General features: G+C 70.7%; 16 protein-coding genes. 9 read left to right on the top strand and 7 right to left on the bottom strand.

Annotated features, from left to right (window positions below; translation table 11 throughout):
• Window positions 1-162 precede the first annotated feature (162 nt).
• The 5 genes from Q0937_RS12995 to Q0937_RS13015 form a co-directional block, all read right to left on the bottom strand.
• Window positions 163-1,188: an ABC transporter substrate-binding protein gene (locus Q0937_RS12995; protein WP_299304285.1), complete on the bottom strand. Its 1,026-nt coding sequence runs from the start codon at window positions 1,186-1,188 to the stop codon at window positions 163-165.
• Between the two features lie 136 nt (window positions 1,189-1,324).
• Window positions 1,325-2,170 carry an ABC transporter permease gene (locus tag Q0937_RS13000; RefSeq protein WP_299304287.1) on the bottom strand — a complete coding sequence of 282 codons (846 nt, stop codon included), beginning with the start codon at window positions 2,168-2,170 and terminating at the stop codon, window positions 1,325-1,327.
• On the bottom strand, window positions 2,167-2,955 hold the full coding sequence (locus Q0937_RS13005) for an ABC transporter ATP-binding protein (protein ID WP_299304288.1): 789 nt from the start codon (window positions 2,953-2,955) through the stop codon (window positions 2,167-2,169). The genes Q0937_RS13000 and Q0937_RS13005 overlap by 4 nt, the downstream gene beginning before the upstream one ends.
• Before the next feature lie 93 nt (window positions 2,956-3,048).
• Window positions 3,049-3,540, bottom strand: coding sequence for a tRNA adenosine(34) deaminase TadA (gene tadA / locus Q0937_RS13010; protein WP_299304290.1), 492 nt, complete (start codon window positions 3,538-3,540; stop codon window positions 3,049-3,051).
• A 21-nt stretch (window positions 3,541-3,561) separates the two neighbouring features.
• Complete coding sequence (locus Q0937_RS13015; protein ID WP_299304292.1) at window positions 3,562-4,116, bottom strand: dihydrofolate reductase family protein; 555 nt, start codon at window positions 4,114-4,116, stop codon at window positions 3,562-3,564.
• A gap of 157 nt (window positions 4,117-4,273) precedes the next feature.
• Here Q0937_RS13015 and upp point away from each other — a divergent pair, with 157 nt between their 5' ends.
• Window positions 4,274-4,912: a uracil phosphoribosyltransferase gene (gene upp, locus Q0937_RS13020; RefSeq protein ID WP_299304294.1), complete on the top strand. Its 639-nt coding sequence runs from the start codon at window positions 4,274-4,276 to the stop codon at window positions 4,910-4,912.
• A 501-nt stretch (window positions 4,913-5,413) separates the two neighbouring features.
• Window positions 5,414-6,175 carry a winged helix-turn-helix domain-containing protein gene (locus Q0937_RS13025; RefSeq protein ID WP_299304296.1) on the top strand — a complete coding sequence of 254 codons (762 nt, stop codon included), beginning with the start codon at window positions 5,414-5,416 and terminating at the stop codon, window positions 6,173-6,175.
• Between the two features lie 767 nt (window positions 6,176-6,942).
• Here the strand turns inward: Q0937_RS13025 and Q0937_RS13030 are convergent.
• Complete coding sequence (locus tag Q0937_RS13030) at window positions 6,943-7,710, bottom strand: protein phosphatase 2C domain-containing protein (RefSeq protein ID WP_299304298.1); 768 nt, start codon at window positions 7,708-7,710, stop codon at window positions 6,943-6,945.
• 117 nt (window positions 7,711-7,827) lie between these two features.
• On the opposite strand from Q0937_RS13030, the gene Q0937_RS13035 reads away from it, so the two are divergent.
• From Q0937_RS13035 to Q0937_RS13050, 4 genes are all read left to right on the top strand, one after another.
• Window positions 7,828-9,648, top strand: coding sequence for a chromosome partitioning protein (locus Q0937_RS13035; protein ID WP_299304300.1), 1,821 nt, complete (start codon window positions 7,828-7,830; stop codon window positions 9,646-9,648).
• Between the two features lie 99 nt (window positions 9,649-9,747).
• On the top strand, window positions 9,748-12,810 hold the full coding sequence (locus tag Q0937_RS13040) for a DEAD/DEAH box helicase (protein WP_299304302.1): 3,063 nt from the start codon (window positions 9,748-9,750) through the stop codon (window positions 12,808-12,810).
• Window positions 12,807-13,655 (top strand): SWIM zinc finger family protein, encoded by an 849-nt coding sequence (locus Q0937_RS13045; RefSeq protein ID WP_299304304.1) that lies wholly within the window; start codon window positions 12,807-12,809, stop codon window positions 13,653-13,655. Before Q0937_RS13040 ends, Q0937_RS13045 begins: the two co-directional genes overlap by 4 nt.
• A 5-nt stretch (window positions 13,656-13,660) precedes the next feature.
• Entirely contained in the window at window positions 13,661-15,286 is a 1,626-nt protein-coding gene (locus Q0937_RS13050) for a serine hydrolase (protein ID WP_299304306.1), read from the top strand.
• Window positions 15,287-15,350: 64 nt separating this feature from the next.
• On the opposite strand, the gene Q0937_RS13055 is transcribed toward Q0937_RS13050, so the two are convergent.
• Entirely contained in the window at window positions 15,351-16,721 is a 1,371-nt protein-coding gene (locus Q0937_RS13055; protein ID WP_299304308.1) for a serine/threonine-protein kinase, read from the bottom strand.
• A 106-nt stretch (window positions 16,722-16,827) separates the two neighbouring features.
• On the opposite strand from Q0937_RS13055, the gene Q0937_RS13060 reads away from it, so the two are divergent.
• From Q0937_RS13060 to Q0937_RS13070, 3 genes are all read left to right on the top strand, one after another.
• A complete protein-coding gene (locus tag Q0937_RS13060; protein WP_299304310.1) occupies window positions 16,828-17,109 on the top strand; it encodes a hypothetical protein in 282 nt (93 codons plus the stop codon).
• Complete coding sequence (locus Q0937_RS13065) at window positions 17,106-17,990, top strand: hypothetical protein (RefSeq protein WP_299304312.1); 885 nt, start codon at window positions 17,106-17,108, stop codon at window positions 17,988-17,990. Before Q0937_RS13060 ends, Q0937_RS13065 begins: the two co-directional genes overlap by 4 nt.
• A 118-nt stretch (window positions 17,991-18,108) precedes the next feature.
• Window positions 18,109-19,485 carry a phosphodiesterase gene (locus Q0937_RS13070; protein WP_299304313.1) on the top strand — a complete coding sequence of 459 codons (1,377 nt, stop codon included), beginning with the start codon at window positions 18,109-18,111 and terminating at the stop codon, window positions 19,483-19,485.
• Window positions 19,486-19,505: the final 20 nt, after the last annotated feature.

Here is a 19,505-nt window from a genome sequence, read left to right on the forward strand (position 1 = left end):
TCGCTCCCCCGCCGCCGCTCCCTGCTCCCCGGAGATAGTGCATCCACGGTCCTCATACGTACCTCCCGAGCCGTATGCGGGAGTGCTGTACACATGAGGACTGTCGACGCCTCCGGCGGCAGGCGGCGTGCGGTGAGTAGAAGACGGCAGGCGGCCCCGGACTCAGTCGGCGGAGTTCTCCGCGAAGCTCGCGTCCACGATTCCGGCCACGTCGAGCGGTTCGGTGTAGGTGATCTGCTCCGCCTGGATCCACGCCGCCTGCATCGCCTCGAGCTGATCGGGCTGCGGCGCGAGATCCGGCAGGTAGGTGTACATCGGCGAGGCCTTGAGCACGTCGATCTCCTGGCCGAGGGTGTCGGCGAGGATCTGGTAGACCTCATCGGTCTGGACGCCGTCCGCCGAGAGCTCCTGCGCGCCACGGGTCAGCGCGGTGAAGAAGCCCTGAGCGAGCTCCGCGCCCACGAAGGTCTCCGAGAAGATCACGCCGGTGCCGGTGGTGCCCTGCTTGGGGACCGCGATCGGGGACGCCACGCCCGCCTCCTCCATCGAGGTGGAGAAGGGCGCCGAGGGGGTCGCCGCGTCGATCGAGCCGTTGGTGATGGCGGGCTCCTGGTCCGGGGTGGAGAGGTTCGAGATCTCCACGTCGGCCAGGGTCAGGCCGCCCTCCTCGAGCATCGCCGCGAGCAGGTAGCCGCCAGTCGCGCCGGGACCACCGGCGACGCCGATGGTGCGGCCCTTGAGGTCCGCGACGGAGGTGACCGAGCCGTCGTCGATGAGCTCCTGACGAACCTCGAGGGCGGTGGGCGAGTTCTCGGGGTCGCCCGGGGAGATGCCCATCGAGCCGACGACCTTGAAGGCCAGTCCCTGCTCGAGCGCGTTGAACATGCCGGCGCTGACGCCCGCGACCATGACGTCCAGCTGGTTGTTCGAGAGCATCGGGATGCCGTCCTGCCCGGACTTCAGCGGGGTGAGCTCGAGGGTGATGCCCTCCTCCTCGAAGTAGCCCATCGAGTCCGCGACGTAGAGCGGCGCGAAGAGCGCCGAGGGCAGGTGGCCCACGCGCACGGCGCCGGAGCCGTCCCCACCGCTGGCAGCAGGATCTTCACCGGTCACGGCGGAGCCACAGGCGGCCAGGGCTCCTCCGATGGCGGTCGCGGAGGCGAGGGAGAGAACGGTACGACGACGCATGACATGCTCCTATGCAGGGGTCTTCGGGGGTGGTCTTCGGAAGTACGAGGGGCCTCGGGGTGAGGTTCTGGCTCGGGTGAGGTTCTGGCTCGGGGTGAGGTTCCGGCTCGGGTGCGAGATTCCTCTGGCGAGCGGCTCAGCGCTCGCGGCGCCAGGGCAGCAGAAGCTTCTCCGAGCGGCTGAGGAGGGTGGTGACGATGGCGCCGATGACACCGATGACCACCAGCCCCACGTACAGCTTCTCGGGGATGAACAGCTGCCAGGAGTTCCAGATCAGATAGCCGAGACCGGTGGTGGTCGCGCCCGTGAACTCGACGGCGGTGACCACCACCACGGCGGTGCCGGTGGCGGTCTTCAGCCCGGAGAACACGAAGGGCATCGCGCCGGGCAGGACCACGAAGCGGAAGCGATCGAAGCCCTTGGCTCCGTATGCAGCGCCCGCCTCGAGCAGCTTTCGGTCGATGGCCCAGACCCCGGAGACGGTGTTGATCTGCATGATGAAGAAGGTGGTGATGAAGACCGCGATGATCTTCGGGGTCTCGGTGGGGCCGAAGATCATCAGCAGGATCGGGAAGATCGCGATCTTCGGCAGCGGGTACAGGGCCGAGAACAGCGGGCCCAGCGCCGCGTTCAGGGCGCGCGAGGAGCCCATCAGCAGTCCCACCACGATGCCGCTGATCGCGCCAAGACCTCCGCCCACGAACAGCCGCATCAAGGTGGGGGCGGTGTGCATCCACAGCTCGCCGTCGAGGATCATCTCGTAGCCGGCGGTGACGATCTGTGAGGGCGGCGGGAAGAAGCGCGGGTCGATGATCTGGTAGCGGGCGCTGAGCTCCCACAGCACCAGCAGCAGGATCGGCGTGGAGATCGAGAGCACCAGGTCGCGGGTGGCGAGGGAGCGCTCGCGAGCGCGCTGCGCGGTGGCGGCGACGAGGGTGCGCTGCTCGCGATCACCCTGCAGGGACGTGGACGTGGTGCTCATGCGTTCTCCTCAGCGGTGAGCGCGTCCTCGCGCAGCAGATTCCAGATGCGGGAGCGCAGCTCGCTGAACTCGGGGGTGCGCTCGATGTCGAAGGTGCGCGGGCGCTCGAAGGGAACGGTGATGTCCTCACGCAGGGTGCCGGGCCGACCGGACATCACGATCACGCGATCGGAGAGGATGATCGCCTCGTCGATGTCGTGGGTGACCATGAGCACCGTCTTGCGCTCCTGCTCCCACAGGGCGATGAGCTCCTCCTGCATGAGCATGCGGGTCTGGGCGTCGAGCGCGCCGAGCGGCTCGTCCATCAGCAGCAGCGGGGAGCCGGTGGCGAAGGCGCGGGCGATCGCGACGCGCTGGCGCATGCCGCCGGAGAGCTGGTGGGGGTAGGCGTCGGCGAAGTCGTCGAGCCGCACCCGGCTGAGCCAGTCACGAGCGATCTCCGTGCGCTCCGCCTTCTTCAGTCCGCTCATCCGCAGGCCGAAGCCGATGTTGTCCAGCACCGTCATCCAGGGGAAGACGCCGTGCTCCTGGAACACGAACGCCGCAGGGATCTGCTGGCCGTCATCGGGCATCGTCACGGTGCCGACGGTGCGCTCCTCGAGCCCGCCGAGGATCCGCAGGAAGGTGGACTTCCCGCAGCCGGAGGGGCCGACGATGCAGGTGAAGGATCCCGGTTCGAGGGTCAGCGAGAAGTCCTCGAGGGCCCACACCGGGTCCTGCCCGGAGAAGAAGACCTTAGAGACGTCCTCGGCGACCACGGCCGATGACGACTTGCGTGCATTCATGACTGCTCCTCGACCTGCTCGATATCGTGCCAGTCTAGCGGCGGCGTTCGAATGGCGAGATTTGAAGCCCACGTATCGGACAGATGGCCTGGGTCAGACGAGCCGGTCGGACTTCCCCTCTGCGGCGCGCTTCCGTCGCGCTCGGAAGAAGTCCCGCAGCAGGTCCCCGCACTCCTGCTCGCGCACCCCGGCGGTGAGCTCGACCCGATGGTTCAGCCGGGGCTCGCGCACCAGGTCATAGAGGGACCCGGCCGCTCCCGCCTTGGGATCCATGGCACCGACCACGACGCGCTGCGTCCGGGCCAGCACGATCGCTCCCGCACACATGGTGCACGGCTCGAGGGTGACCACGAGCGTGCAGCCGGTGAGGTTCCAGCGGCCGGTCACCTCCGCGGCGCGGCGCAGGGCGAGGATCTCGGCGTGAGCGGTGGGGTCCTCGTCGGCCTCGCGTCGGTTCCCGGCGGTGGCGAGGACGGCACCGTCCGGGCCGACGACGACCGCGCCGATCGGGACGTCGGCCGGCTCACGGGCGGCGGCCGCCCGGGCCTCGTGGATCGCCAGGCCCATCAGCTCGTCATCGGTCATGGGTCCATTGTCGCGCGCGCCTCAGGGACGCTCGCCCGCCACCCGGTAGCGGGCCTCGAGAAAGGCCTGATTGCGACCGTGCTCGAGCAGCTCGAGATCGAATGCGCCGCCCAGCAGGGGCTTCCCCGATCCGAGCGTCACCGGCGCGATCGAGACCAGCACCTCGTCGAGCAGTCCTGCACGCGCGAACTCCGCGGCCAGAGCGCCACCGCCGACGATCCACACGGCACCGTCCCCGGCGGCGGCCGTGATCTGCTCGTGGTGCTCCTGCGGGCTGCCCGAGATGATGCTGACCATCTCCGCAGCGGGTTGGAGGTCACGGTGGGAGAAGACGAACGTCGGCCGGTCGTACGGCCACCCGGCGGTGTCCGCGAACTGCTCGGCAGGGTGGTCCAGGATCCACTGATAGGTGCTCCGCCCCATCACCAGCGCGCCCACGCGGGCGTAGAAGGAGTCGTAGTCCAGCAGGCTCCCCTGCGTCAGCGGCTGGGAGAGCAGCCAGTCGAGGCCGTCGTGCTCATCGGCGAGGAACCCGTCCAGGGTGGTGGCCGTGTAATAGAGGTACGCAGGAGTCACCCCACCAGTATCCCGGCACGACGGCGCCCTGAGCATCCCGCTCTTTCCGCAGATCACTTCCACCTCTCGTCCCTGAGCTGCGCGACGAGGTCTGACTCACCCCTCCTGCGAGGGCGGAACGCGCATGAGGGCCGCGGCGCTCCGGTAGATTCGCCCCATGCGCGTTCTCGAGATCGACCATCCGCTCGTCGCCCACAAGCTGTCGGTGCTGCGCAATCGCGCCACCCACTCCTCAGTGTTCCGGCAGCTCGCCGATGAGCTGGTGACCCTGCTGGCGTACGAGGCGACCCGCAACGTCGCCGTCGCCCCGGTGCAGATCGAGACCCCGGTGACCACGATGACCGGCACCCGGCTCACCAATCCCAAGCCGATGGTGGTGCCGATCCTGCGCGCCGGCCTCGGCATGCTCGATGGCCTCACCCGTCTGCTCCCCACCGCCGAGGTGGGCTTCCTCGGCATGGTGCGCAATGACGAGACCCTCGAGGTCACCACCTACGCGAACCGCCTGCCCGACAACCTCACCGGGCGCCAGTGCTTCGTGCTGGACCCGATGCTCGCCACCGGCCACACCCTCATCGCCTCCTGCGAGTACCTCCACGAGCGCGGCGCCCGGGACATCACCTGCGTGACGCTGCTGGCCGCCCCCGAGGGCCTGAAGGCGATGGAGGAGCGCATCGACCCCTCGATCGACCTCACCGTCGTCACCGCCGCCATCGACGAGAAGCTCGACGAGAAGGGCTACATCGTGCCGGGCCTGGGCGACGCGGGCGACCGCCTCTTCGGCGTCGTCGACTGACCGCACCGCCCCCGCCGCACCCCGCACGACCCGCGCGCCCCCATCACTCGGTGGGGGCGCGCGGTGCATTGCGCCGCCGGTGGTGGCGCCATGTACTCGCTCGAGAAGTCGGCCGGCGGCCGCTCACGTCGTGCCCCGCAGCCGCGCCTCCCCCGTCATCGTCCCGGAATGTGAACAGCCTCTTGCTCCCCGGGACGGGGCGGGGCATGCTCTTCCCATGACCTCGACCGCCGCATTCCGCGAGACCACCCCCCGGGTGGTCCGCTCCGCGATGCGCTCGATGATGTCCATGATGATGATGCCGATGATGCATCGTCAGCCGAGCCTCTAGAGCTCAAGACACCTCCAGGGTCGGCTGACAGGAGCCGGCCGGAAGGCGCGGGCTCCAGGTGCTACCGGGAGCACACCCCCTGAACGATCCGCCTGCGGGCGTCGATCTCCAGGGATCCCGGGTCCACCAGCCGCCGCGCTCACCGCGCCGCACCTCGGAGAACTCTCATCATGACCATCACCCTGGATCGCCCCGCTCACCACACCGCCCTCCGCTCCCCCGCGCCGCGCCCCCTGTACCGGGTCGGCGGCACCGCCCCACGTCCGCGGGCCGCGGAGGATGCGGTGACCATCACCGTGTCCGTCACCCTGCCCGCCGGCACCGGCGACGTCGAGACGGCGCTGATCGCCGATGAGCTGCGCACTCGGGCTCAGCGCCTGGTCGCAGCCCGCGACGGGCGCACCACCGTCGCGGTGAACAGCCCGAACTCCTTCGCGACGACCGGCCGGGCGGACTCCCGCGCACTGCCGCCCCGCAGCCAGGGGGTCGCCGCGGTCAGCCCGCTGCGTCCGCGCCGCACGGGCATCGTCTCGCCGAACTCTCCCGCCCGCCGGGATGCCGAGGCTGTGCGGCGGCGCACGCTGCAGGCCACCGCGGTCAGCCCGTCGAGCCCGTCGGCCGCTCCGGCGGACAGCCTGGTAATCGATCTGTTCGGGCGCCGGGTGCGGATCGACGGCCACGACGTGGATTTCACCTACAAGGAATTCGAGCTGCTGGCCCAGCTCGCGCAGAACGCCCGACGCACGATCTCCCGCACCGAGCTCATGGAGACGGTCTGGGTCGAGGCGCCCGAGGAGACCGGCGAGCGCACGGTCGACGTGCACGTGCGCCGGGTGCGCACCAAGCTCGGTCGCTACCGTCGCCTGATCTCGACGGTCCGCGGAGCCGGCTACCGGCTCGACCCCGGCAGCGACGTCGCGATCCTCGGCTGAGCGACGTATCGCGAGGAACGAGCGAGAGGAGCCGGCCCACAGGCGCGGCTGAGCGACGTATCGCGAGGAACGAGCGCGAGGAGCGCAGCCAGAAAGCAGGGCTGTGCGATCGCCTCACGATTCCGGCCGTTTCCGAGCCAGATCCGCACCGATCGTGGCTCGGGATCGTCCGGGATCCGTGGTGAGCGCGACAAAAGGCTGGGTGCAGAGAAGGGTGGCGCGGCACAGGCCCGACCTGGCGCAGAAAGCGACGAGCGGCCCGGAGCACTCAACCGACAACGTCGGGGGCTCGCGGGCCGCTCGTCAGGCCTGTCGTCCGTCAGGGGTGGGTGCGGGCGAACAGGCGGACGGGCTGCCAAAGGTGGGGGAACCTGGCATTGATGCCCGTCTGGCCGCTCCCCATGAGGGGGGTCTTGAGGAACGGCACATCTATAAAATTTTCAACGTCTTCCGACATGCGGAAGAGTACCAGCCGGGCCGGGGATGTGCGCCACCCCTGGCCGCCGAACAGGAACCCTGCTCGGCGTCCCCGTCCTGTTCTTGAGTCTAGGCCCTCGATCCCACTCTGTAAACGCGGCAGTTCTGAGTGTTCTTGCAGGTGACATGCAGGTTCGGCAAAGGTCTTCCTCGGTGCTCCCCGATTCAAGGATTCGTCATGAATCGGGCAAATCGCCAGGTTGGAGGGGGTTCCCCGCCACCGCGGGACGTGCTGCAGACTACGCGTCCGACGCCTGTGGCCATGGCCAGCACCCGGTGAGCTCCCAGCTTCAGGAGCGTCCTAGAGAACCGGCCAGGCACAGTGTGACAACGGTCGCATCGTCATGCAGCTTCGAGGGACGACGGGACTGAGGCAGTGCCTTCTCCGCCTCCCGCAGCTGGCTCAGCACCGCCTGCGGATCCCGCGTCAGGGATTCCGCGAGCGACGCGTCGTCGTGGAGCCCCAGCAGGTCCGCGGCGCGGGTGACTCCGTCAGAGACCAGGTGCGCCCTCTCCCACCGTGCGAGCGGGGCGCTCCCCACGATCGCCTCCGCAGCGGCCTCAGGCTCATGTCGAGCCACCCAGAAGCCTCCCGGTCTGTTGCGGCGCGCCTCGATCGCCTCTGCAGTGCGCTCGGTGCGCACCACCTCATCGACCCGGGTGTCTGTCACCCGCATCACCCCACCCTCCCCGCCGTGCAGCAGCAGCGAGGAGTCGCAGAGCACCAGATGCTCCAGGTGCTCCTCGGTGCGCCGCACCGCGACCACGGTCGCCGAAGGCCCGCCGCGGTCGAGATCACAGGTGCCCTGATGCAGTGCACGCACGTCCTCGATCGCCGCGGCCAGCGCGGCCCGGAGCGGAACCGTCGGATCCTGGGCGTGGCCGAGCAGATGCGCTGCCAGCACATGGGAGAACCAGCTGACCGAGTGATGGCAGCCGGCCCGGAAGCGCGGCGGCACCCCGGCACCATCGAGCAGCACCGCGACCTCGCCGAGCACCCCGGCTGCGTCCTCATCCATCCCGGGGACAGCGGAGTCACTGAGCAATGTGGTGTGCACGCCGCCACTGTAGGTGTGCGACAGCAGGAGCGCCGGGCTCTGCGCCCGTAGAGTAGTCCCGGTCCAAGCCGCCCGTCCTCGGACGCGGAGGCGCTCTGTACCCGGGAAGGAACCCAGATGATCGCGCAGGCGCGGATCACCTCCGATACGACTGCCACCGTGCACCTCGCCGACGAGACGCTCGAGGTCTCCGGCGCTGATCTGCCGGAGATCCGGGACCGGGTGAAGCAGGCCTTCATCACCTCCGCGAAGACCACCGGGCAGGACATCGACGTGGTGATCGTCGAGCCGCACGTTCGTCATCACCTGCTGGTGGAGCCGACGGGCAGGATCACCGGCCGCGAGGCGGACGATCGCCCGCTGTACGGCCCCGGGATCGACGATCCGCTGATCGCGCCGCCCACCGATGACACCGCTGACCTCAGCAGCATCGACCAGAGGGCGCTCCGCGGCCCGTTCACCGGTGAGCATGCTGCGATCGGCTCGCCGGCCACCGGGGAGCTTCCCACCGTGCGTCCGCACGGAGCCCGCCGTCGTCGGGCCGCGGCGATGCCGCCCTCGACGCTGCCCGCTGCTCAGAACGGCTCGAGCTCGTCGGGCGCCTCCGCCACCTCGGGGACCTCCGCAGCGCCGACCGCCTCCGCCGCCTCCGGCCTTTCGGCCGTCTCCCCGCTGTCCGCTGCCTCCGCGCCGTCCGCTGTGCCCGCTCCGGCGGCTGTCTCTGCGTCCTCCGCGATGTCCGCCTCATCAGCCGCATCGGCGTCATCGGCGTCGTCGGCGTCGTCGGCGTCGTCGGCGTCGTCGGCGAGTTCTGCCCCGTCGGCTCTGTCCGCCCCGTCGGCTCTGTCAGCTCCGTCGGGCCCGTCGGCGTCATCGGCGTCATCGGCATCGCGTGCACCGTCGACATCCCTCGCCCCGTCCGCGGCATCCTCGCCGCGCGCTGCGCAGGAGAACGCGTCGAAGCGCCCGCTGCCTGCACGGACCGTCCCGGAGAAGGACTCCCGCCGGCCCACCCTCCAGGACCTGCAGTCCGCGACCTCGAGGCGTGAGAAGGTCAAGGCCACACGCGGGATGCCCGGCTTCATCACGCGTCTCACCGGTGGTGCGATCTCCCCCCAGCCGAACCGGCGTGAACGGATGGAGACAGAGCGCCTGGAGCGGATCCGTCGGCCGCTCGAAGGCCCTCGGAACATCGCGGTGGTGAACCTCAAGGGCGGTGCCCACAAGACCACTGCCTCCCTGATGGTCGCGGCGACCCTGGGCGTGACCCGTGGCGGCAACGTGCTGGCCTGGGACAACAACGAGACCCGCGGAACCCTGGGCTGGCGTGGCATCCCCACAGATCATCACCGCACCGCCGTGGATCTGCTCCACGACATCGAGACCCTGCGCGCTCCCGCGGCGAGCAACGCGGACCTCGACCCCTATGTGCGCCCTCAAGGTGAGATGCGTTTCGACATCCTCGCCTCTGACGAGGACCCGGGCTCGGCCGCCTCGATCGACGGCACGGCGTTCGCAGACCTGAACGACGCCCTCTCCCGGTTCTACCGGATCAAGGTCATCGACACCGGCAACAACGTGCGTGCCTCGAACTGGCTCGCAGCAGTCCGGAGCGCAGACCAGCTGGTCATCGTCTCGACGGTGCGCGAAGACACCTTCAACGCCGCAGCCTGGATGATCGATGAGCTGCGCGCGACGGGCCTCGCCGAGCAGGTCGACAATGCGGTCACGATCCTGTCCCACTCCTCCAAGGGGAAGTTCGATCCGACCCTGCGCAGCCGCCTGCTCGCCCACTTCGGCGCCCACACCCGCGTGGTCACCGAGGTGCCTTACGAGCAGCAGTTCGTGGACGGCTCCCATCTGGACTGGGCCCGGGTCTCCGCCAAGACGAAGGAAGCCTGGCTCGACGCGACGGCGCTGATCATCGACGGGCTCTGAATATCCGGCGGGCTCTGAGTGTCCGACGAGATCTGAGGGTTCATCCACAATCGTGCGCCCGGTCCGGCGGCTGTCCGTCCCGCCGCATAGTCTGAGGTCATGCCTGTCCGTCGCCTGCACCTCGTCGTCGATGACGACCTGGGCCCTGCGCTGTGGGTGCGAGAGCAGACCGGGCCGGGCCGATCGCGCGCGCTCGAGGACCTCACCTCCCTGCGCAGGGACGCCCCGCCGCTGATCGCCCAGGCGCTGACCGCAGCACCCGACCTGCTGCGCCATCGGGTGCGGATCCCCGGCCGTGACGGCGACCGCCGGGTGCCCGCCCTGGCGCTCGACGGCCCGGCGCTGATCGCACTGGTGGGCGGGGCGACCACCCTGCTCGAGGAGCGGTTCGGGGAGGACTTCACCGACCGCCTCACAACCCTGATCAGCGACGGCGCCGCTGCCCAGCTCCGCGACGGGCTGATCGCGATGCCCGATCTGGTGGCCGCGATCGTGCTGGATCTGCGCGCCCAGGCGCTGGTGGAGCAGCGCCATCTGCGGGCACGGGCCGTGGAGCGGTACGGGCGTCCGCTGATGCAGTGGCGCGCCCCGGAGAACGATGCGCCCCGGATGCTGCACGCCCTGGTGGATGGGCATGCCCGGCATGCCTTCGCCGCACACCTGCGCTGCTCCGCGCCCCCGGCCGCAGACCGGCACGGGGTGCTGTGGGCCCTGGCGGACGAGGGCGAGCTGCGTGCCGACCTGCCCACGCAGCGCCGGATCACCGCCGCCTTCGACACCCTCGTGGACTCCGGCCGCCCCGGGGTGAAGCTCAGCTCGGGCGAGAGCGAGCTGGTGGTGCGGCTGTTCGAGCCGCCGCTGGGCACCGCCTGGCCGCTGCAGACCTGCCTGCGGGAGCCCGACGGGACCGTGCATCCGGTCGCCGATCTGCGCGCGGTGGGCGATCTGAGCACCGCCGGCGCCGCTGAGGCGTCCGCGGCGGTGATGCACCTGGCGCCCACCGTGCGTGGTGCCGCCGTGGATGACACCGGTGTGGACTGGCTGCTGACCACCGCCGAGGCCTCGGAGTTCCTCTCCCGGGACACCCCCTCCCTCGAGGAGGCCGGGGTGACGGTGCTGCTGCCCCGCGACTGGACGAAGCAGAAGACCACGCTGCGCCCGCAGGAGGTCGAGGAGGAGCCGGGCGAGCGCAAGGGCTCGGGGGTGGGACTGGGAGCGATGGTCTCCTTCCGTTGGCGGGTCGCCGTGGGAGAGACCGAGCTGACCGAGGAGGAGATGGAGACGATCCGGGAGGCGCAGTCCGAACTGGTGCAGCTGCGCGGCCAGTGGGTGCGCCTGGATGCGACCACCCTGCGCGCCGCGGAGAAGTTCCTCGACACCTTCGCGGGCCGGACCCGCGAGACGCGGAAGCAGGTGGTCCCCCCACCGGTCCGCGGCGACCACGGCGCCGTGGCGCTGCCGCCCGCCCCGGAGCCGGCAGAGGTCGCGGGCCGCGCCCCGTGGCTGGAGATGTTCTCCCTGATCCTCTCCCCCGAGGCGGCGGACGTCGACTTCGGGGTCTCCGCGCTGGTCTCCGGGGGCAACCAGGGTCTGGCACGGTTGATGCCGGGCGGTGGCGGCGCGCCGCACTATCCTCAGCCCCGCTCGCTGCGGGCCACCCTGCGGCTCTATCAGCTCGACGGGCTGAACTGGCTGTGGGCCCTGGACCAGCAGGGCCTGGGCGGGATCCTCGCCGATGACATGGGGCTCGGCAAGACGATGCAGGTGCTCGCCCTGCTGTGCCGGGAGCGGGAGGGGCTGCCCGGCCGGGCTCCACTGCAGGCTGCAGATGCCCCTGCAGCTGCTCCTCCGCCCGTGGGCCCCACCCTGCTGGTGTGCCCGATGTCCGTGGTCGGGGCGTGGCAGCGCGAGGCCGCCACCTTCGCCCCGCAGCTGAAGGTGCATGTCCATCACGGCGGCGACCGGCTGCGGGATGAGGCGTTCGTGAAGGGGTCCGCGGACCTCGACCTGGTGGTCACCACCTATTCGCTGCTCACCCGCGATCTGCCGGTGCTCTCCGCCGTGCCCTGGCATCGCCTGGTGTTCGACGAGGCCCAGCACGTCAAGACCCCCGCCACCCAGGTCACCCGGGCCGCGCGTTCCCTGCAGGCTCCGCACCGGCTGGCGCTGACCGGCACGCCGGTCGAGAACCGGCTGGCGGACCTCCACTCCCTCATGGAGGTGGTGAACCCCGGGCTGCTGGGCACCGCGAAGAGCTTCCAGGACCGGGTCGCGACCCCGATCGAGGAGGAGGGAGATGGCGCCGCGATCAGCCGCCTCAAACTCGTCACCTCCCCGTTCATCCAACGACGACTGAAGACGGACCGCTCGATCATCAAGGACCTGCCGGACAAGATCGAGCTGACGCGGGTGGTGAACCTGACCCCGGAGCAGGCCGGGCTCTACGAGGCGATCGTGCAGGACCTGATGGTCCAGATCGACGGCGCCGAGGAGAAGAACCCCCGCACCCTGGTGGTCTCCGCGATCACCCGTCTCAAGCAGGTCTGCAACCACCCCACGCACTATCTCGGAGACGGGTCGCCGCTGGTGCGCGATGGCGAACATCGCTCGGGAAAGCTCGAACTGGTGGATGACCTGCTGGGCGCCGCCTTCGAGAAGGGTGAGAAGGTGCTGCTGTTCACCCAGTTCACGACCTTCGGGCACCTGCTGGTGCCCTACTGGGAGGAGAAGTTCGCGGAGCTGGGAGTGTCGTCCGCGCCGTTCCTCCACGGCGGTGTCTCCAAACGGGACCGGGATCAGATGGTCGCCGAGTTCCAGGAGCACCGAGACCGCCCCGGGCTGATGCTGTTGAGCCTGCGTGCCGGCGGCACCGGGCTGACCCTCACCGCCGCGAACCACGTGGTGCACCTGGATCGCTGGTGGAACCCTGCCGTGGAGAACCAGGCCACCGACCGTGCCTTCCGCATCGGCCAGCGCCGGGATGTGACGGTGAGCAAGCTGGTCAGCGCCGGAACCGTCGAGGAGAAGATCGACACCGTGCTCCAGGACAAGCAGATGCTCGCTGATCTGACCGTCGGCCCCGGTGAGGACTGGCTGGCTTCCCTCGATGACGATCGCCTGTTCGACCTGCTCTCCCTCGAGGACGAGGAGGACGGGCTATGAGCATCGAGCTGGTCTCGCGTCGCGGCCCGATCGGCAGAGCCTGGCATGCCGTCGCCCTGCGCGACGGCGCAGAGAACCTGCTGGGTGCGGCGCGGGTGGGCCGCGGCAAGGCCGATGCCCGCGCCGGCAGGGTGCAGTGGCTGGATGTCGCGAGGGGGGTCGCGCGCGGCGACGTCCTGGATGCCGACGGGGAGCTGTACCAGGCGCGCCTCGAGCTGCCCGCCCTGCGGGACGGCGACCGGCAGGTGTTCTTGCAGGTGGCCAGGGCTCGACCCGAGCTCCCGGCCCGGATGGCCGGCGGGAGCTACCCCCAGGAGGTCGAGGCGGAGCTGGCCAGATCCGAGATCTCGCTGCTGCCGCGGAGCGCCGCCGAGCTCACCCATGACTGCTCCTGCCTGGACTGGCCCGGGCCCTGCCGGCACGTGGCCGCACTGCTGTACGTGCTGGTCGAGGCTGTGGATGAGCGCCCGGTGCTGCTGCTGACCCTGCGCGGGCTCGACCTCGAGGACCTGGTGGCACCGGCACCTCTCCGCACCCGGGAGCCGACGGGCGCTGCCGCCCCCCTGGACCCCACCGACGAAACGGGAGCCTCCGACGAGGATGGCTCCTCCGGGGATGCTGGTCCTTCCGACAAGGCTGGCCCCTCCGACAAGGGTAGGCCCCCCGGTGAGATGGACACACCCGGCGCCATCGGCGAGGCGGCAGAGCCTGCCCCACGGGCACCCTTCGATCCTGCGCGCACGGACCCCAGGCACCTGGCCGAAGTGCTCGGTGAGGAGGTCGCGGCCGTGATCCACAGCTTCTACACCGGCATCGATCCCGCTCCGTCCCGGCCTCTAGAGTGAAAGCCATGCCTGAGACCAGCCCTGGCCTTCCTGCTCTGCCCGATTCCGTGACCTCCGCCGTCGCCGCACTGTTCGACGATGCGGTCGCCCAGCACCGCACGGCCGGGATCACCTGGGCGATCATCGGCGGCCACGACCACCAGCAGGCAGTGCTCGCCGCCGGCGCCGCCGGCGCGCGGGAGCTCACGGACGGCGTGCAGGCCGCAGGCTCCGGGCCGATGGATCGCGGGACCGTCTCCCGTATCGCCTCGATGACGAAGTCCTTCACCGCCGCGACCATCCTCGCGCTGCGGGACGAGGGCCGCCTGCACCTGGACGACCCGGTCTCCACCTACGTCCCCGAGGCCGCCGGAACCTTCGACCTCGCCACCGACGAGCGCGAGCCCACCCTGCGCCAGCTGCTGTCGATGAGCGGCGGGCTGGTGACCGACAATCCCTGGGGCGATCGGCAGCAGGCGATGAGCCGGGAGGCGTTCGCAGCGACGTTGCGTAAGGGCCTGGGCCACGTCCACCCTGTCGGCACCGGATTCGAGTACTCCAACACCGGCTACGCCCTGCTGGGTCGCGTGATCGACGAGATCAGCGGCGGCGACTACGCGAGCGAGATCCGGCGCCGCTTCCTCGATCCGCTGGGGATGACGGCCAGCGGCTGGTCCGACCGGGAGATCGACACCGCGTGCCTCGCCACCGGCCACCGCCTCGCCGATCGCACCGATGCCACCCGCTTCGAACCGGTGCCCCTGGACGACCACGGCGTGTACGGCGCGATGGCTGGGCTGTTCTCCACCGTCGACGACATCGCGGCCTGGGTGCGCTTCCTCGCTGAGGCCGATGCCCCTGACGCCGTGCAGCGCGAGACCGGCCCACTGGCCACCGCCTCCCGGCGCGAGATGCAGCAGCTGCACCGCCACCAAGCGCTCGCGGCACTGCCCGTCGAGCCCTCCGGCCCCGGAGGCCCCGCTGGCACGGGCGACCCCGCTGGCCCCGGCGGCCCCGCCGCCCCCGGCGGCCCCACTGCCCCCGGCGGCGCCTCTCCCGGCTTCGACCGGGTGCGCGGATACGGCTTCGGCCTGGTCATCGAACACTTCCCAGACCTCGGCCAGGTCATCTCCCACTCGGGCGGCTATCCCGGCTACGGCTCGTTCATGGTCTGGCACCGAGACTCCGGAGTGGGAGTCGTGGCGCTTGCGAACTCGAAGTACGCCCCGGCGACCCCGCTGTCGATGAGGACCCTGCGCCTTCTCCAGCAGCAGGTCCCGAGCCTGCTGGCCCGACGCCCGGTGCAGGCCGCGTCCCGCACCCTCGAGGCGGCTGACGCAGCATTGCAGTGGCTGCGCACCGACGATGACACCGTGGCCGACGCCTGGTTCGCGGACAACATGGACCTCGACGTGCCGCGCACCGAACGCCGACGCCGCCTCTCCGCCGCGCTCGCCGCCTCCGGGCTCGAGGCACGGGTGCTCGAGCAGCTTCGGATCCAGGATGCCCAGGTGCTCAGCCGTGCCCAGCTGCGCTGGACGGTGCCCGGCTCAGGCGACGATGCACGGTCGCTGCGGATCGACCTGCTGATGGACCCCCGGCGCGAGGCGCTGCTGCAGTCGCTGGACACCATCGCCGTCACAGCGCACTGACACCGGCTTCGCGGGCGCGACCAGGCGACGGCGCGTGCGTGTAGGCGCGTGCGAGCAGCGCCGGTCAGGCGAAGGTGTGGCCTTCGCCGTCGGCGGCGAGGGTGCAGGAGAGGTAGTGGCCGTCGGCGGTGAGCGCGATGACGCCCTCGTCCTCGGCGACGCACTCCTGCCCCGATTCGACCTCGGCGAAGGAGGCGTCGAGGCTGCTGACGGGGCCCGTCGCGCCCCTGAGCGCGGAGGCAGGACTCTCGTTGAAGACCATGAGCAGCACCGCTGCGACGATCAGACCGAGCACCAGCGCGGCACCGGCCCCGAGTGCCACCGCGATCAGGGTGCCGCGATTGCGCCCGCCGCTCGGACCGGTGAAGCCGGTGGAGGTCTGGGTGGCGGTGTAGCCCTGCGGGTTGAACCTGGCCGCCTGCTGCGGCCGGGTGCCCGGTGGTGTCTGCCGCGCCCACTGCGGGCCGGTCTGCGGGGAGGGAGAGCCTGAGCTGAAGCCCTGCTGCACCTGCCCGGCACGGATCGCCTCGAGCGAGGACGGAGCGACCTGAGCCGCCGGGCGCTCTGGACGTGCAGCACCGGGGGCGTTCTCCGGCATCGGATCCAGGGTGTCGGTGAACTCGAGCGGCGTGCCGTCGGCATGCGCCAGCGGGTAGCCCTGCGGGACGCGCGGCAGATCGCGGCGCACCGCGGCGGCGTCCTGGTAGCGATCCTCGGGTTGGGCGGCGACCAGGCGTCGGATCACGGCCGAGAGCTTCGGGGTGACGCCGCGCAGATGCTGGGTCAGCTCATCGGGGCGGAAGGCGCCGTCGTGCAGCTTGATCGGCCCGTTCAGCGCGACCAGTGCGACGACCCCCGCGGCGTAGAGGTCATGGGAGGGTGCCGGCTCCGCCATCGAGAACAGCTCCGGGGCCATATAGCCGGGGGTCCCGTTGACCATGCCCACGTGCGTGAAGCGCACGTCGGTCTCATGGACCGCGATGCCGAAGTCGGCGAGCCGGGAGGCGGGGTGGGCGCGTCCGCGCGCTTCGAACATGATGTTCGCGGGTTTCACGTCGCGATGGATCCACCCCTCGGCATGCACATGGGCGAGGCCGTCCAGCAGCTGGTCGAGGATCACCACCACGGCGGGTTCGCCCAGCTTGCCCTTCTTCTTCACGACGGACTCGAGTGTTCCCCCGGAGATCAGCGGCATCGCGATCACCACGTGCTCGTCCTCGGCACCCCAGCCGTAGGGGGTGAGCAGATGCGGGTGATCGAAGCTGACGCCCTTCTCGCGCACGAACCGCATCAGGTCTGCGGAGTCGCGCTGGCGCAGGACCTTGGCGGCGCAGAGCTCCTGGGCCTTCGAGTCCCAGGCGCGCCAGACGGACCCGGATCCGCCCTTCGCGATCAGGTCGATGAGCGCGAAGCGCCCGACAATAACGTCAGCCATAGTCTTTCCAGCATAACGTCAGAAAGCGGCGCGGCGTTATGCTGGGCGGGATCTCCACGGCCGGGAATCCCACCCGCGGCCCGGCATCACCTCTGAGGGGGCATTCGTGAGCATCATCGGCGGGAGCGTCGTCGCCTTCGGTGGCGACCCTTTCTGGGACCCGGTCCCCTTCTCCTGGCCGCTGCTGCTCATCCTGGTCGCCATCTGCCTGCTGCTCACGCTCGGCTTCATCGTCTGGCTGGTGGTGCAGCCGGATGAGCCCGAGAACAGCTCCAAGCCGCTGGTCGACAAGGCGGTCCGGCACGATCGCGAGAGCGCGGTGACCGTCCGGCGCCGGCTCGATGCGGACAGCGGCCGCGCCGATCCCGCGGACCCCGAGCTGAGATGACGGCCGGGGAGGCCCCGCGGACCCGAGGGAACCCGGCCCTGCGCCGACGTTCTCTGGCCGCGCTGCTCGCCGTCCCCGGTGCCGTCCTGCTGACCACGGGCTGCGGCGGCCCCAGTCCGGTCCCCACCTCCGCCGACATCGCCCGCGACCCGCTCGCCTCGCTCGATCCCGCGGTCTGGAACGCACGCTCCGCCGAGGAGCTGCGCGGTCTGAGCGTCCAGGGCGCGAGCGTAGAGCTGGACAGCTGGGCCGATCTCAGCGCCGACGACAGCTTCGTCGACCCGGCCCGCGACCTCCTCACCACCTTCGTCGGCGCCGCCTATCTCGCACCTGAAGACCTGCGCGGCCTGGACGATGAGGCCACCCACGACCACATCGCGAAGAACTCCCCCGAGTTCTGGCAGCAGGGGCTGCGCACGGCCTGGGACGACGGCAACCGGCTCTTCTACGCGATCGCGCTCGCCGAGCCGTTCCGCACCGTCGGCCGCCCCGCGATCGCCGCCGACTGGCACCGCACCGAGCAGGAGGACGGCCCAGCCCTCGCCCTGGGAGCCACCATCGCCTGGACCGCCCTCCACAACGAGACCCGAGCCGTCGGGGTGTTCGCCTACCGACTCGGCATCGTCACCCAGATCGCCGGGGACGGCAGCGCCGCCGATGCCGCGATCCGCCTGACCATTCATGGTCTGGATGGCTGCGGGATCGCGGAGCACGAGGGACTGCTGGTCCCAGCTCTGGCCGACGACGATCAGCACCGGGAGGTGCAGAAGGCCACTCAGGAGAAGGTCCTCGCCTCGCCCCACATCCCGCTCGAGGACCTCCTGGACGAGGAGTCCTCGCTGTTCGCCGAGGACGATCTCACCTACCTCACCTGCGACTGAGGAGCCGCACGCGCTGTTCATCTTGCGGTGGCCCGGTGCTCACCGGGTTCTCGTGTCGCGGCCAGAGGGCCCTCCTATGGTCACTGGACCGCTGTCAAGGACCTGGAGGAGGTATCCCATGGGCCGCTCCCGCACGCTGCTGCTCGCTGTCGACGGACTCGATGAGCACGACCTCGAGACGCTCCGCCACGCCGCCGGGAACACCGGGGGTGCTGGGGCCACCGGGGGTGCTGGGGCCAACGGGGCTGCTGGGCCTGCCCGGCCAGCCGACGGCGACACCCGGTTCCCGGCACTGGCACGGACCGTGCTCACCGGGATGACCGAGCTGCGGATCCGCCCAGGCGGACCCTCCGAGCCGGCGCCTGTGCTCGCGAGCCTGGTCACGGGGGCTTCCGTCGCCCGCACCGGGGTCGCCACCGCGGAGCCCTTCCTCGTGGACCGTCCCGAGAGCCGCTCCACCTGGTACGCGAGCTCGATGGCGGCCCCCACCCTGTTCACGCAGGCGCGAGAGGCAGGGCTGGTGACCGCCGCGCTGCAGTGGCCTGCAACCGCCGGTGCCGAGATCGATCTCTGCCTTCCCCTGGTCGAGGACCTGCACCGCTATCGCAATCGCTGGGAGATGGCGGTGGCCACGAGCTCACCTCGGATGATCACGGAGCATCTCGCCTGCCGACGCGAGGCCGGGGTCCAGCTCTCCCAGGTCCCTCCCGACGACCTGGTCGCCGAGATCGCCGCCGAGGCCCTCGGGCACGGACACATCGATCTGCTCGCCGCACGGCTGACCGGACTCGCGATCGTCCGCCGCACCCTCGGGCCCGGGACCGCGCAGGCACGGCGTGCGCTGCTGGACACCGCCGACGCCCTCGAGCAGATCCTCACCGCCTTCTCCCCCCTCGCCGAGGACCGCGTGCTCCTGGTGCCCGGGCGGCCGGTGATCCCGACCGCCCTGCTGGTGCACCCCAACACGGCCCTGGCGGCCCACGGCCTGCTCCGCACCGAGGAGAATCATCTGAGGGACTTCGATGCCCTGGTCTGGCCCGACGGCCCCCGCGGCGTGGTGCATGTACGACGTGAGGTCGACGCCGCAGTCCGCGAAGGAGTCCTCCACGCACTCAGCACCCTCAGCGAGGGTGGCCCGGCCAACGGGGTCGGCACGCATGACCGGCTGTCGCTGCGCCCGGTGGATGACGGGGTGGAGGCGAGTGAGGAGACCGATGTGATCGCGGTGCTCGAAGGAGGTCCCGGCACCGTCTTCGGGCTCTCCGCGACGAATCGCTCGCTGGTGGAGGGGGACGACCCCTACTACGCGGGTCCGCGCACGGTCAGCGACCCGTCGGCCCTCGCCGTGGTGCTCGCCCGCGGGCCGGGACTGCCGGAGCGCACCGTCGAGGGGTCCTGGGCCGACCTCGGCGTGACCCTCGCGCAGGCGTTCGGACTCAGCCTGCCCGGCGCCACCGCGGCGGGGATGGGCGCCCCGGCTGCAGCGCCCGCCTGACCGGCGCCTCTGCGGGACGG

The organism is uncultured Brachybacterium sp., from assembly GCF_947500705.1.
Lineage (GTDB): Bacteria > Actinomycetota > Actinomycetes > Actinomycetales > Dermabacteraceae > Brachybacterium.